Source organism: Sphingobium fluviale (assembly GCF_004122115.1).
GTDB lineage: Bacteria > Pseudomonadota > Alphaproteobacteria > Sphingomonadales > Sphingomonadaceae > Sphingobium > Sphingobium fluviale.
On sequence record NZ_SBKP01000003.1, the window covers coordinates 285,544 to 299,222 of the forward strand.

At 64.0% G+C, this 13,679-nt stretch carries 11 protein-coding genes; 10 read left to right on the forward strand and 1 reads right to left on the reverse strand.

From position 1 onward, the window contains the following. The 7 genes from nuoL to EQG66_RS05510 are packed head-to-tail and all read left to right on the forward strand — an operon-like array spanning window position 1 to window position 8,573. A complete protein-coding gene (gene nuoL / locus EQG66_RS05480) occupies window positions 1–2,058 on the forward strand; it encodes an NADH-quinone oxidoreductase subunit L (protein ID WP_181951782.1) in 2,058 nt (685 codons plus the stop codon). After that, entirely contained in the window at window positions 2,055–3,638 is a 1,584-nt protein-coding gene (locus tag EQG66_RS05485; RefSeq protein ID WP_129403540.1) for an NADH-quinone oxidoreductase subunit M, read from the forward strand. The genes nuoL and EQG66_RS05485 overlap by 4 nt, the downstream gene beginning before the upstream one ends. Then, the gene (nuoN, locus tag EQG66_RS05490; RefSeq protein WP_129403542.1) at window positions 3,638–5,089 is read left to right on the forward strand and encodes an NADH-quinone oxidoreductase subunit NuoN; all 1,452 of its coding nucleotides are present in this window, start codon (window positions 3,638–3,640) and stop codon (window positions 5,087–5,089) included. Before EQG66_RS05485 ends, nuoN begins: the two co-directional genes overlap by 1 nt. 5 nt (window positions 5,090–5,094) lie before the next feature. After that, on the forward strand, window positions 5,095–5,814 hold the full coding sequence (locus tag EQG66_RS05495; RefSeq protein WP_129403543.1) for a biotin--[acetyl-CoA-carboxylase] ligase: 720 nt from the start codon (window positions 5,095–5,097) through the stop codon (window positions 5,812–5,814). Window positions 5,815–5,837: 23 nt separating this feature from the next. Next, window positions 5,838–6,635 (forward strand): type III pantothenate kinase, encoded by a 798-nt coding sequence (locus tag EQG66_RS05500; RefSeq protein ID WP_129403545.1) that lies wholly within the window; start codon window positions 5,838–5,840, stop codon window positions 6,633–6,635. Continuing rightward, window positions 6,635–8,275 carry a ribonuclease J gene (locus tag EQG66_RS05505; protein ID WP_129403547.1) on the forward strand — a complete coding sequence of 547 codons (1,641 nt, stop codon included), beginning with the start codon at window positions 6,635–6,637 and terminating at the stop codon, window positions 8,273–8,275. The genes EQG66_RS05500 and EQG66_RS05505 overlap by 1 nt, the downstream gene beginning before the upstream one ends. A gap of 25 nt (window positions 8,276–8,300) precedes the next feature. After that, complete coding sequence (locus EQG66_RS05510) at window positions 8,301–8,573, forward strand: DUF1467 family protein (RefSeq protein WP_129403549.1); 273 nt, start codon at window positions 8,301–8,303, stop codon at window positions 8,571–8,573. A 13-nt stretch (window positions 8,574–8,586) separates the two neighbouring features. Here EQG66_RS05510 and EQG66_RS05515 read toward each other — a convergent pair whose 3' ends face one another. Then, window positions 8,587–10,872: a coiled-coil domain-containing protein gene (locus EQG66_RS05515; RefSeq protein WP_129403551.1), complete on the reverse strand. Its 2,286-nt coding sequence runs from the start codon at window positions 10,870–10,872 to the stop codon at window positions 8,587–8,589. Between the two features lie 127 nt (window positions 10,873–10,999). Here EQG66_RS05515 and EQG66_RS05520 point away from each other — a divergent pair, with 127 nt between their 5' ends. From EQG66_RS05520 to EQG66_RS05530, 3 genes are all read left to right on the forward strand, one after another. Continuing rightward, window positions 11,000–11,275: an Hpt domain-containing protein gene (locus tag EQG66_RS05520; protein ID WP_425470220.1), complete on the forward strand. Its 276-nt coding sequence runs from the start codon at window positions 11,000–11,002 to the stop codon at window positions 11,273–11,275. A 113-nt stretch (window positions 11,276–11,388) separates the two neighbouring features. Continuing rightward, window positions 11,389–12,567 (forward strand): hypothetical protein, encoded by a 1,179-nt coding sequence (locus tag EQG66_RS05525; RefSeq protein ID WP_129403554.1) that lies wholly within the window; start codon window positions 11,389–11,391, stop codon window positions 12,565–12,567. A 47-nt stretch (window positions 12,568–12,614) separates the two neighbouring features. Then, window positions 12,615–13,679: a hypothetical protein gene (locus EQG66_RS05530; protein ID WP_129403555.1), complete on the forward strand. Its 1,065-nt coding sequence runs from the start codon at window positions 12,615–12,617 to the stop codon at window positions 13,677–13,679.

Sequence of the window (13,679 nt, forward strand, 5' to 3'; positions counted from 1 at the left end):
GTGCATCCTATCCTGCTTATCGTTTTCCTCCCGCTGCTCGCCGCGATCATCGCGGGGCTGGGCAACAAGGCACTGGGCAAGCTGCCCGCGAAACTTATCACCACGGGCGCGCTGTTCGTCTCGTGCGCGCTCTCCTGGCCGATTTTCCTGAGCTATGTAGCGGGTGACGCCGGGCCGACGGTCGTGCCGGTGCTGCACTGGCTGTCATCGGGCAGCTTCGAGGCGGCGTGGGAGCTGCGCGTTGACGCGCTCACCGCCGTGATGCTGGTGGTGGTGACGAGCGTGTCCGCCCTCGTCCACCTCTACAGCTGGGGCTATATGGACGAGGAGCCGGATCAGCCGCGCTTCTTCGCCTATCTCTCGCTCTTCACCTTCGCGATGCTGATGCTGGTGACGGCGAACAACCTGCTGCAGATGTTCTTCGGCTGGGAAGGGGTGGGCCTCGCGTCCTACCTCCTCATCGGTTTCTGGTTCCGCAAGCCCTCGGCCTCGGCCGCCGCGATCAAGGCATTCGTGGTGAACCGAGTGGGCGACCTCGGCTTCATGCTCGGCATCTTCGGCACCTATTTGGTGTTCGATACGATTTCGATCCCAGATATCCTAGCCGCCGCGCCGGGCATGGCGGGCAGCACCATAGGTTTTCTGGGCTATCGCTTTGATACGATGACGGTGCTGTGCCTGCTGCTGTTCGTCGGTGCCTGCGGCAAGTCGGCGCAGCTTGGCCTGCACACCTGGTTGCCGGACGCGATGGAAGGTCCGACGCCGGTTTCCGCGCTGATCCATGCGGCGACGATGGTGACGGCGGGCGTATTCATGGTCTGCCGCCTCTCGCCGATGTTCGAGACGAGCGAGACGGCGCTGGCCGTGGTGACTTATGTCGGCGCGGCGACCTGCCTGTTCGCAGCGACGGTCGGCACCACGCAGAACGACATCAAGCGCGTGATCGCTTATTCCACTTGTTCGCAGCTCGGCTATATGTTCTTCGCGGCGGGGGTGGGCGCTTATGGCGCGGCGATGTTCCACCTGTTCACCCACGCCTTCTTCAAGGCGCTGCTGTTCCTCGGCGCGGGCAGCGTGATCCACGCGATGCACCACGAGCAGGACATGCGCTATTATGGCGCACTGCGTAAGGAAATCCCGATCACCTTCTGGGCGATGACGGCGGGCACGCTGGCGATCACCGGCGTCGGCATCCCTGGCACGCTCTTTGGCTTTGCGGGCTTCTTCTCGAAGGACTCGATCATCGAGAGCGCCTATGCCGCAGGCGGCCCCGGCACGACCGCGTTCCTCATCGGCATTACGGCGGCGCTGCTGACGAGCTTCTACAGCTGGCGTCTGGTGTTCCTCACCTTCTTCGGCAAGGCGCGCTGGGCGGGCAGCGAGCATATCCAGCACGCGGTTCATGACGCGCACGGACATGACTCCCATGGTCATGACGACCACGCGCATGACGATCACCACGGGCACGATGCCCATGCCATCGGCACGGCGGGCTATCATCCGCATGAAAGCCCGCTGGTCATGCTGATCCCGCTGATCGTCCTCTCCATTGGTGCGGTGGCGGCAGGTTTTGTTTTCCATCATGCCTTCATCGATGCCGAGGGCGGTGCGCAGTTCTGGGCGCCCTCGACCCTCGCGTTCGATGCGCATCTGATGCATGCGAGCCACGAGGTGCCGCTGTGGGTCAAGTGGTCGCCGTTCGCGGTGATGGCGACCGGCCTGATGATCGCCTACATGGCCTATATCCGCCATACCGATTGGCCGGCGAAGTTCACCGCGCAGTTCCATGTGCTGTATGACTTCCTGCTCAACAAATGGTACTTCGACGAGCTGTACGACATGCTGTTCGTGAAACCCGCCTTCGCCATCGGCCGCTTTTTCTGGAAGCGGGGCGACGAAGGGACCATTGACCGCTTCGGCCCCAATGGCATGGCGGCGCTGGTCGTCGCGGGCGGGCGCCTCACGCGCAGGCTCCAGTCCGGCTATCTCTACACTTATGCGCTGGTGATGCTGCTAGGCCTCGCCGCTGCGGTAACCTGGGCGATCACAGTATCATGAACGAGCTCGGCTTTCCCATATTGTCCCTGATGATGGCAGTGCCGATGGCGGGCGCGATTGCCTGCCTCTATGCGGGCGCGTCTGGCGCGCGATTGATCGCGCTGGTCGCCACGCTGGTGAACCTCGCGCTGGGCATCCTGCTGTGGCTTAACTTCGATCAGGGCGCGGGCCATGCGCAGTGGCAGTTTCAGGAATATGCGCCGATCTTCGGCCGCTTCGCATGGGCGATGGGGATAGACGGCATCGCGCTAACCCTGATCGCGCTCACCGTGTTCCTGATGCCGATCTGCATCCTCGCCAGCTGGGACAGCATAGAAGAGCGCGTCGGCGAATATATGGCCGCGTTCCTGTTCATGGAAACCCTGATGATCGGCGTGTTCGCGGCGCAGGATCTGTTCCTGTTCTACATCTTCTTCGAGGCAGGCCTGATCCCGATGTATCTCATCATCGGCATCTGGGGCGGCGTGAACCGCATCTACGCCAGCTACAAGTTCTTCCTCTACACGTTGCTCGGCTCGGTGCTGATGCTGATCGCGATGCTTTGGATGGCGCGCGAGGCGGGCAGCACCGACATCCCGACGCTGATGGCCTATAACTTTGATCCGCATGCGCAGACCTGGCTGTGGCTCGCCTTCTTCGCCAGCTTTGCCGTCAAGATGCCGATGTGGCCGGTACACACCTGGTTGCCCGATGCCCACGTGCAGGCGCCGACCGCAGGCTCGGTGATATTGGCGGGCGTGCTTCTGAAAATGGGCGGCTATGGCTTCATCCGCTTCTCGCTGCCGATGTTCCCGGAAGCGTCCGCGCAGTTCGCGTGGCTCGTGTTCGCGCTGTCGATGGTCGCGGTGGTCTACACCTCGCTCGTTGCGCTCGTGCAGAGCGACATGAAGAAGCTGATCGCCTACAGCTCGGTCGCGCACATGGCGATCGTCACCGTCGGCCTGTTCGCCTTCAATCAGGCGGGCATCGAGGGCGCGATGATGGTGATGCTGGGCCACGGCCTTGTGTCTGGCGCGCTGTTCCTCTGCGTCGGCGTGATCTATGATCGGCTGCACACCCGCGAGATAGACCGCTATGGCGGCCTTTCGATCAACATGCCGAAATATGCGCTGCTGTTCATGCTGTTCACGATGGCGGCGGTCGGCCTGCCCGGCACCTCAAACTTTGTAGGCGAGTTTCTGGCGCTGATGGGTGTCTATGAGGCGTCGAGCTGGGTCGCTTTGGTCTGCACCACCGGCATCATCCTCGGCGCGGCCTATATGCTCTATCTTTATCGCCGCATCTGCTTTGGCGACCAGAAAAATGCCGATGCCGCAGCCATGCCGGATCTGACGGCGCGGGAACTGGCGATGCTGGTGCCCATCGGCCTTTCGGTGCTGTGGATGGGCGTCTATCCTGAAAGCTTCCTCAGCCCCATGCGCGCCGATGTGCAGGCTTTGGTGGCGCGCATTGCGCCCGCCAAGCCGGAAGGTGACGCAAAGCTGACGGCGGGCAAGCCGCAGCCTGTGGCGGCTCATGGCGCGCACGAAGGTGGCCATAAGGCCGAAGAAGTACATGCAACCGCTGGGGAGGCGCACTGATGTTGGATACCGCTTCCCTGATACTGGCGCTGCCTGAGCTGGTGCTGACCGCCGCCGGGCTGATCCTGCTGATGATCGCCGCCTATGCGGGTGACACCAGCGCGAAGATGATTGGTTGGCTTGGCGTTGTGGCGCTGGGCGTGGCCGCTTGGGCGCTGTGCCCGGCGTGGACGCAGGGTGGCGATGCGTTCGGCGGGCTTTACCGCGGAGATGCGTTCGGCGCCTTCGCCAAGGGGCTGATCTATCTGGCGGCCGCTGTCTGCATCCTCATTGCGCCGCGCTTTTTCGAGGCGGGCGGTGCGAATGGCGCGCGCGCGATCCGTGCCGAATATCCGATCCTGATCCTGTTCGCCTGCGTCGGCATGGGCATGATGGTGTCTGCCGGAGACATGCTGACCCTCTATGTTGGGTTGGAGCTGAACAGTCTCGCTGCCTATGTGCTCGCAAGCTTCATGCGGCAGGACGGGCGCAGCGCGGAAGCGGGCCTCAAATATTTCGTGCTCGGCGCACTGGCGAGCGGCATCCTGCTCTACGGCATTTCGCTGCTTTATGGCTTTACTGGCTCGACCAGCTATGCCGGCATCGCCGCCGCCATGGCAGACGGGCTGTCGCACGGCGAAACCTTCGGTCTGGTGTTTGTGCTGGCGGGCCTCGCGTTCAAGATCAGCGCCGTGCCGTTCCACATGTGGACGCCGGACGTCTATGAAGGCGCGCCGACCCCCGTCACCGCGTTCTTCGCCAGCGCGCCCAAGGTGGCGGCGATGGGCCTCACCGTCCGCGTCGCGATGGAGGCTATGGGCAGCGCGGCATCAAGCTGGCAGCAGATCGTCGTGTTCGTCGCGCTTGCTTCCATCCTGTTCGGCGCTGTCGCGGCGATCGGCCAGACCAACATCAAGCGGCTTTTGGCCTACAGCTCGATCAACAATGTCGGCTTCGCGCTGATCGGCCTTGCGGCTGGCACGGCGGAAGGCGTTGCTGCCGTGATGAGCTATCTCGCCATCTATGTGGTGATGACGATTGGCAGTTTCTTGTGCGTCCTCCAGATGCGCGACAGCCAGGGCAATCCGGTCGAAGACATTGCCAGCCTTGCCGGCCTGTCGCAGAGCCGCAAGGGGCTGGCCGCCGCCTTCGCGATCTTCATGTTCAGTCTTGCGGGCATCCCGCCGCTGATGGGCTTCTGGGCCAAGTTCCTGGTGTTCGATGCCGCTGTCGCTGCCGGGATGACCGGGCTTGCCGCCTTCGGCATCGCGATGTCGGTCGTCGGTGCGTTCTACTATTTGAAGATCATCAAGACGGTCTATTTCGACGAACCCGCCGCCGAATATGCGCCCGCTGGAAGCCGTATGGAAAGCGCGCTGATAGCGGTGAGCGCCGCGCTGATCGTGCTGGGTTATCTCTTCAACCCGCTGCTCGACACGATGAGCGCAGCGGCGGCGGCGGCGCTCCACTGACCGACATGACGCAGCCCGTCCGGCTTGTCGGCGAGACCGGATCGACCAACGAAGATATGAAGGCGCTTGCCGCTGCCGGGGAACCGGAGGGCGCATGGCTGCGCGCCGAAGTGCAGACCTCTGGCAAGGGACGTATGGGCCGCGCATGGCAGGGCGATGTCGGCAATCTCTATGCGTCCACTCTGGTGCGGCTCGGCCCGCTCGATCAGCCCGCGCATAGCCTCGCGCTGGTGATAGCGGTGGCGGTGCATGAGGCGCTGTCCGAGTTTGTTGGCGCAGGCGTACTCAGCCTGAAATGGCCGAATGACGTTTTTGCCGGTAACGCCAAGCTGTGCGGCATGCTGCTGGAGCGGGTGGGGGATGCGATTATCCTCGGCATTGGCATTAACATCGTCAGCGCGCCCGTGTTACCAGACCGCGAAACGACCTGCCTGCGCGATCTGGGTGCCGCATCCTGCGATGCCGCGCATGTGCTGGAGCGGGTTGCTGAGCATTTTGCCAATAGCCTGGCACAGTGGCGCACCTATGGGCTGGAACCGCTGATCCGCGCGTGGCAGGCGCGTGCGCACCCCCCCGGCACCGCGCTGGCGGCACAACTTCCCGATGGCGAGCGTATATCGGGAGCTTTTGAGGGGCTGGATGCGCACGGTGCGCTCATCCTTCGCTTGGCGGATGGCTCCAGACGTGTCATTCATGCTGGTGATGTGTTCCTGCTGAACCCCTGACCGACTGCGGAGAGATTTGAGCCATGCTTCTGGCGATTGATGCTGGTAATACCAATATCGTGTTCGCGCTGGTGGAGCCGGGGCAGGGGGATGCCCCGCCCACCATCCGCACCCGCTGGCGTATCGCCACCGATGCGCGGCGCACGGGCGATGAATATGCGGTCTGGCTCAACCAGCTGTTGATGCTCGAAGGCTTCACCATGGCAGATGTGAACGCAGTGATCATCGCCACCGTGGTGCCACGCGCGCTTCATAATCTGCGCACGCTCGCCAGCAAATATTTCAAGGTAGAGCCTCTGGTCGCGGGGGAGGCTGGCGCGGAATGGGGCATAGAGCTGGATGTCGCGGAGCCTGAGTCTGTGGGCGCGGACAGGGTGATCAATGCCATCGCCGCACATGCGCGTGAGCCGGGCGACCTCATCGTCATCGACTTTGGCACCGCGACCACGTTCGACGTTGTGGATTATACCGGCGCCTATAAAGGTGGGATCATCGCGCCCGGCATCAACCTCTCGCTTGATGCGCTGGTGAGCGCGGCGGCCAAGCTGCCCCGTATCGCTATCGAGGCGCCCGCATCCAGCTCGGTCATCGGCCGCACCACCGAGGAACAGATGCACATCGGCGTCTTCTGGGGCTATGTTGCGATGATGGAAGGGCTCGTTGCCCGGATGCGTGCCCAGATCGGCCGTCCCGCCAAGATAATCGCGACCGGCGGCCTCGCGGTATTGTTCAATGATCACACCAGCTTGTTTGACCGGATTGTCTCTGATTTGACCATCGAAGGCCTGGCAATGTTGTATAGCAGGAGCCAGCACGGCTGATGACCCCCGGTAATGAGTTATTGTTCCTGGCCCTTGGTGGGTCGGGCGAAATCGGCATGAACGCCAATCTCTATGGCTGTCGCGGCAAGTGGATTTTGGTCGATCTCGGCGTGACGTTTGCCGATCCCTTTTATCCGGGCATAGACCTTGTGATGCCGGACCTCGCCTTTATCGAGGAACGGCGCGAGGATCTGCTCGGCATCGTGCTGACCCACGGGCATGAGGATCATATCGGCGCGCTGCCCTATCTCGCGGCGGACCTTGGTGTGCCGCTTTATGCCACGCCTTTCACCGCTGGCCTGATTGCGGGCAAGCTGGAGGAAGAAGGGCTGCTCGGCCAGGTGGAGCTGCGCACGGTAGAGCTGGGCGGAGCCATCAAACTGGGTGAGTTCGCCATCCGCTATGTTGCGTTGGCGCACAGCATCGCCGAGGGCAACGCGTTGCTGATCGATACACCATTTGGCCGCATCTTCCACACCGGCGACTGGAAGCTGGATGAGGAACCACTGATTGGTGAGCCTGCAACCGAAGCGCAATTGCGCACCATTGGTGACGAAGGCGTGCTGGCTCTGGTGTGTGACAGCACCAACGTGTTCAACCCGGAGGCCAGCGGCTCTGAGGGCGGGGTGCGTGACGGGCTGCTGGAAGTCGTCAGCCAAGCAAAGGGCAGGGTGATCGTCACTACCTTCGCCTCCAACGTCGCGCGGCTGAAGACGCTGGGCGATGTCGCCCGTGCCACCGGGCGGCAGTTGTGCCTCGCGGGGCGCTCGCTTGACAGGATCACCTCTGTCGCGAAGGCGAATGGCTATCTGCGTGATCTGCCGCCGCTGATCGACTGGGACAGGGCGATGGATCTGCCCGCGCGGGAGGTGATGATCATCGCGACCGGCGGGCAGGGCGAGGCGCGGGCCGCGCTGGCCCGCATGGCCGAGGGTACGCACCCGATCAAGCCAGTGACGGGTGATCTGATCGTGTTCTCCTCCAAACAGATACCCGGCAACGAGATTGCGATCGGCCGCATCCAAAACGCCTTCGCCGCGCAGGGCGTCGAGATGGTGACGGAGAAACAGGCGCATATTCACGTCTCCGGCCATCCCGGCCAGCCGGAACTGCGCGCGATGTATGAATGGTTGAAGCCGGAGATCCTGCTGCCCGTGCATGGCGAGATGCGGCATATGCAGGCGCAGGCGCGGCTGGGGCTGGCTCATGGCATCCCCCATGCGCTGGTTCAGAAAAATGGTGACATGGTCCGTCTTGCACCCGGCAAGGCAGCGGTGATCGGCCATGAGCAGACCGGCCGGCTGGTGCTGGATGGCGATGTCATCCTGCCCGCCGATGGCGGCACGCTGAACGAGCGGCGCAAGCTCTCGGTCAATGGCCAGATCAGCGTCGCGGTGGCGCGAGACGGCAAGGGGCGGCTGGCGGGTGCCCCACAGTTGCGCCTGCAGGGCGTGCCGCTGGAGGAAGACCGCGAGGCGTTCCTCTCCGAAGCTGCCGAGGAAGCCACCGCTGCGGTAAGCGCGCGTGGCTCGGAAGAGCTGGAAGCAGTGCGCGAGCGGGTGCGCCTTGCCGTCCGCCGTGTCGCGACGCGCTGGACCGGCAAAAAGCCTATCGTTGACGTGCTCATCATCGACATCTAGCGCGCGCGCCGCTACAAGCGCGGGCATGAAAATAACCTCGATCCTCGCCATCTACTTGCTGTTCTGGGTGATGAGCGCGTTCATGCTCCTGCCGGTCGGCGTCAAAACGCCGCACGAAACCGGTGAGGCGCTGGTGCCCGGCCAGGCGGATAGTGCGCCCGGTAACTTCCGGCCCAAGCGCATTGCGATCCGCGCGACCGTTCTCTCCGCGGTACTGTTCGGGCTTTATTATGCCAATTATGTCAACGGCTGGATTGGGGTAGACAGCCTCGACATCACCCGCTGGATCGCCCACTGAGGGGGCGAGCGGTTCAGTCCTTCAGCCTGTCGATCGCCTGTGCCAGCGCGACATAGAGCTTGCCGATGTCTGATGACAGCAAGGTGACGGCGATGGAGCTGCCATCGCGCGTCGGCAAAATTGCGCGCAGCATCGCTTCGAAGTCATGGATATAGCGATTGACGCCGTCATGGAAACCCGCGTCGCGCTGATAGAGTGCCCAGATCTGTTGTGCCTGCGCAGTGTCGATCAGCCGCACCGCGCGGCGCGAGAATACGCCACGGTCGCCTTTGAGATAGGCCGCCCACAGGGTGTCGCTCACCTCGCCGGAGAGGATTTTCGTCACGTCGATGGCGATGCTATTCAGCGAGTCGATGAGTGTGGCGGACTGGTGAGAGAAGCTGTCCTGCTCGCGCTTTTGCGCCGCTTCGTCGGCCTCGGCGATCCGCTGCTCTATCGCGGCGGTGGTGTCGGCAATGGTGATGAGCTGGCGCATCAGCCTGTCAGACGCCGCATGGGCGGCTTGCACCGCGCGCTCCGCCACGTTGCTCACTTCCTCTATGCGTGCGCGGAAGACATCGCCCAGCCGCTCGTTCATCGCCTGCTCGCTGGCGTCGCCGATCTGGCTGCCCGCCTCGGCAATGGCATTGAACAGCGCTTCCTTGGCGCGCTCGCCCGCCTGCTCTGCTGTATCCTTGATGCGCAGCAATGTGGCGACCATCTGCGGCCCGGCGCTGTCTGACAGACGCCGCGCGCCCGTATCCGCCGATTCGATCGCGAGGTTGAGCGCATCGACCTGCTCCCGACACCCGGCGAGTGTGTTTTCGCCGCTGTGGAGCAGCTCGCGCAGCTTGCGCTGCTGGCCGCTCAGCAGCTCCTCGGATTCGCGCGCATGGCCGAGCACAGAGGCGGACATCGATTCCAGATGCTCGATCTCCGGCATGATGACGCTGAGCAGGCGCTGGCTGCTGTCGATCTTGTCGTTGAGGCGAGCCAGCGCAGCGGGGTGGCCTTCATCCATCTCGCGCACGCTGGCATCGAGCGCCGTCAGCAGCCCTTCGGTGCGGGCGATCATACCCTCGGCGGCCCTGTTGCCAGACTCCAGCGCCTCATCAAGCTTCTGTGTGCGGTTTGTGAGGCTCTCCATCGCCTCTGCCATCCGCTCAGAGCTGGTAACGCCGACCGACTGGAGCTGTGCAAACTCGTCGCTTAGCGTTTCGATGCGCAGCGACATGGTGCGGGTGATATCGCCGATAACTTCTGCGCGATCCTGCACCAGCGTGTCCAGCTCGCGCAGTCGCGTCTCGATCTGGGCGATGCTCTCGCCATAGGCCAGCACCGCCTGCCCGCCAATCGCGCCCAGGGACGAGCGCGATTGCTCGACCAGCATGTTAAGCTCGGTCGAGCGCATATCGAGCGCGACTCCGGCCTCGTCTATCGCCCTGCGCGCTATGTCTATCGCGGCATCGATGCGGTTGGCGCTGATGTCGGCCATGCCCGTCACCTCTTCGGAGGCGGAGCGGGTGGCATCCTGTATCCGCATCAATTGTGCGGTGAGGCTCTGGGTGGTGGTGGTGGTGCGGGTGCGGGCTTCGTCCAGCATGCGGCCAAGCGAATCGAGCCGCGCTTCCAGCCGGTCGACCTTCTCCTCCAGCGTATCGCTACCCAAAGACAGCGCGGATGCGACACGGTTCGTGCGTGTCTCTACATCGGGCATGGCATCGACCAGCCGGCCAAACTGGGTGGCAAGGCTGAGGCCTGCGCGCTCGATGATCTCTGCTTGCTGTGCCGATGTGCTGGCATGCTGGGTCAGCGTACGCGCTGCGGCCTCCAGGTTCTGGCTGGCCGCGCCGCCATATTCCTCCAGCAGGCTGGCCTGATCGCGCAGGGTTTGCCGTGCGGTATCAAGCTGCTGGTTGACGATGGCGAGGCGCATGTCGAGCGCGTCGGCCTCCGTGCGGAGTTGTGTCGAAATGCGGGCAAAGCGATCCGCCTCACCCATGCTCCCGCGCACTAGGATGAGATAGAGAATACCCAGCAGGATGAGCGGGGTGGATATGCCAGCCGCCGCAAGCGGTATCTGCTCCAGCCCTGGCATCCGAAAGCCGCGCTGCACGAGCAGATAGGCCGCAAAGCCGATCCAGCCCAGCGCAAGGGCAATAATCGCGAACCGTCCCGCCTTGACCCAGCTCGAAATGGCCGAAGGTTCGGGGGCATATTCCGGCTCGATCAGCGTATCATCGGCATAAGACGCGAAGCCCGCGCCTTCGCCAGCCTGATCCAGATCTTCGCCGAATTGTTCTTCGCGCCTCAGGCCCACGATATCATCCCCGTTTCAGCCCCGGACTGTAGCAGCTTTTTTCGCGCAGCAAATGCCTATTTGCAACTGCTTGTTAACCGCGAACCATTAGGATCGTCCAATGGCTTTTGAAGGCGGAAACCTCAATATGGCACTGGCCGCGGCGGTGGGCGATGACGCCAGCCTTGTCCGCGACCTGCGCCGTGCGTTCCTCGAAAGCGCCGATCGGCAGATCGATCTGCTGTCCCGCGCGGGCGATGAATCGGCATGGCATCTGGCGCTGTGGCGGCTGAAGGGCCTGAGTGGCAGCTTCGGCGTGGTTCATATGATCGCTCTGATCGATGAGGCGCAAGGCTCTGCTCCGGGCGACGCGAAGATCGTGCGCCGCCTGCGCTCCGCACTCGATATGCTCTCGGCGGACTGACTTTACTCAATAGTGCCGGGTGAGGTAGGCGCGATGCGAAGCGCCTCTTGCATATCGCGCGCCATGTTGCGAAGGTTGCCTTTCACGAAAAGCAACCGGGTTCCGCACAATCTATGCCTCTCGCCGCGATCCTCTCCGCCATGGCGCCATCGACTGACCGGCCCGGCGTGCCGCGTGCCCAGATTGTGTTCGCGGCGCAGACGCTGATCGAATATCAGGCGCGGCAGGCGATGCAGGCGGGCGCGAGCCAGATCTTTGTGATGGTGGAGGCGGTGACGCCATCGCTCTCGCGCATGGTCGATCAGTTCGCCGCCACTGGCGTGCAGGTTCATCTCATCCGCGATATGCCGAGCCTTGTGCGCCAGCTCCCGCGCGAGAGCGACGTGCTGTTGTTTGCCGATGGCGCCGTGATCGATCAGGCCTATGTGGCGCAGGTCGGCAAGGCGGAGGGGAACGCGCTGCTGGTGGCGCAGGATGACACCGGCACCGCGCATCTTGAGCGGGTGGATGCACAGCACCGCTGGGCCGGGCTTGCGCGGGTGTCTCCGCGCACCCTGTTCAATACGCTGGATCTGATTGGCGACTGGGACGTGGTCCTCACCCTGATGCGCGCGGTGGTGCAGAGCGTGCCGCAGCGCGTTGTGGTGGAGCCTGCCGATATAGCGGAGGGCCGCGTCGCGCTGGTCGAGCGGCAGGATACAGCCGATCTCATAGGCCGCGCACTCGTTGCGGTGCCAGTCGGCGGTAGCGCCGGGGCCGAGCATTATCTGCTGCAACGCCCGGCGCGCATGGCGGCGACGCATCTGCTGCGCATGCAGATTTCCGCCGCACATATAGGCATTGGCGCGCTGGCTATCGCGGCGCTGGGGCTGCTTGCCATCGTTCCGGGGTGGACGATATTGGCGCTGCTGCTGATGCTGATCGCGCTGGCGGTGGATATGGTGGCGCGCCAGGTGGCGGCGATGGGGCAGCACGGCGTGAATAGTGCTTTAACGGCGCTGGCGCTGCCGATCATGCTCTCGCTCGGCATGGTGTGGCTGGGCGCGCGTCAGGGTGAGTGGTCCAGCGGCCTGCACCTCGCGATTCTGAGCCTTGCGGCGGTGATGTTGATGCGGCGTGGGCGGATTTCGGGCCTGCCGCTCTGGGCGTGGATGACGCCGGGCTCGGCATTGCTGCTGCTGCTGGGCGGCGTGATTGTCGGCCAGTTCGGCGCGGCGCTCGCTCTTGCGGCGCTGCTGGGGCTGCTTTCGCTGGTGGCGATGCTGCTGAGGGACAGTCGGCAGAGCGGATAGCATCACAGTTTAGCCTATATTTACTGCGTTGCGTTACATGCTGGATCATGAGCGCACCATTGCCGGAGGAAAACCGGCTCAACCCCCTCTGGCACAGCGCCTTGCCACCCGGCACCCTGGGTGGCGAGGGCGATGCCATGCGCCATGCGCTGTTTCTGCACCGCTGTTTCGATGGGCGGGCAATGCGCTGGAGCGAGGCCATGGTGGCGCGGACGCGGCGGCACATTGGCGGCTGCCTCTCTGCCGTTGAACTGGCGCTGAGGCTGGAACTGGGCGCAGAGATCGAGGCGCGTCTGCCTGATGCGGTGTGCTGGGCGCGGGTGCAGGAAGACCCTGCGCTGCTCAGCCCGGCGCTGCTGGCGGATATGCGCGATCGCGCGGCCATCGGCCTGATGGCGCAGGATAGCATGCTGGCCGATCAGGCTGATGAGACAGACAATATCTCCTTATCCGCCGAGCAGGCCGATCTGCTCGCCGCACTCACGCTGGCGCAGTCCGGCTGGGCTGATATCGGGCCGGATGACCGCCCGATGCGCGCCGATTTGCCTGCCGAGGCGATGCCGGAGCTGGTATGGACCGCGGGCGCGCTCCTCGCCGGTGCACTGATTGGCGGGGATATGGCCGCATCGGCAGCGAAGGCGATAGACCGGGCGTGCGCCGCGCTGCTCACCCGGCATGACGAGCAGCATATGCCGTTTGCGCAGGCGGCGCTGCTGGCGCACCGGCTGCGTGGGGCGGGCGACAGTGCGGAAGCGCTGCTCTACCTCGCGCGCCGCCGCCATGTTCTCGCGCTGCTTGCCCTGGCGGCGGATCGGCTTGCCGTCGATCTGCCCTGCCTTGCCCGCCATGTGATCGAGGGCGAGGAGCGGGCGCTGTTCACACTATGCCGTGCGGCTCAATTCCCGCGTGAGGTTGCCGTCCGCCTCGTGCTAGGGCGCAGGAGCGTGGCGCGGGGAGTGGATGATTCGGTGCTGGTCGAATATGCCGACGACTATGACGGGATGACGGTGGACGCAGCGCGCGCGGCGACGAGCGTGCTGGGCCTTTCCGCGCCGCTGCGGGCAATGCTGGCGGCGGTTTCGGCGCGGCGGTCGCTGCGCCATGGCGCCTGA

What these genes read in the sequence shown, in the direction of transcription:
- EQG66_RS05485 (WP_129403540.1), top strand. Translation starts at nt 2,055, where the DNA reads ATGAACGAGCTCGGCTTTCCCATATTGTCCCTGATGATGGCAGTGCCG.
- nuoN (WP_129403542.1), top strand. Translation starts at nt 3,638, where the DNA reads ATGTTGGATACCGCTTCCCTGATACTGGCGCTGCCTGAGCTGGTGCTG.
- EQG66_RS05495 (WP_129403543.1), top strand. Translation starts at nt 5,095, where the DNA reads ATGACGCAGCCCGTCCGGCTTGTCGGCGAGACCGGATCGACCAACGAA.
- EQG66_RS05500 (WP_129403545.1), top strand. Translation starts at nt 5,838, where the DNA reads ATGCTTCTGGCGATTGATGCTGGTAATACCAATATCGTGTTCGCGCTG.
- EQG66_RS05505 (WP_129403547.1), top strand. Translation starts at nt 6,635, where the DNA reads ATGACCCCCGGTAATGAGTTATTGTTCCTGGCCCTTGGTGGGTCGGGC.
- EQG66_RS05510 (WP_129403549.1), top strand. Translation starts at nt 8,301, where the DNA reads ATGAAAATAACCTCGATCCTCGCCATCTACTTGCTGTTCTGGGTGATG.
- EQG66_RS05520 (WP_425470220.1), top strand. Translation starts at nt 11,000, where the DNA reads ATGGCACTGGCCGCGGCGGTGGGCGATGACGCCAGCCTTGTCCGCGAC.
- EQG66_RS05525 (WP_129403554.1), top strand. Translation starts at nt 11,389, where the DNA reads ATGCCTCTCGCCGCGATCCTCTCCGCCATGGCGCCATCGACTGACCGG.
- EQG66_RS05530 (WP_129403555.1), top strand. Translation starts at nt 12,615, where the DNA reads ATGAGCGCACCATTGCCGGAGGAAAACCGGCTCAACCCCCTCTGGCAC.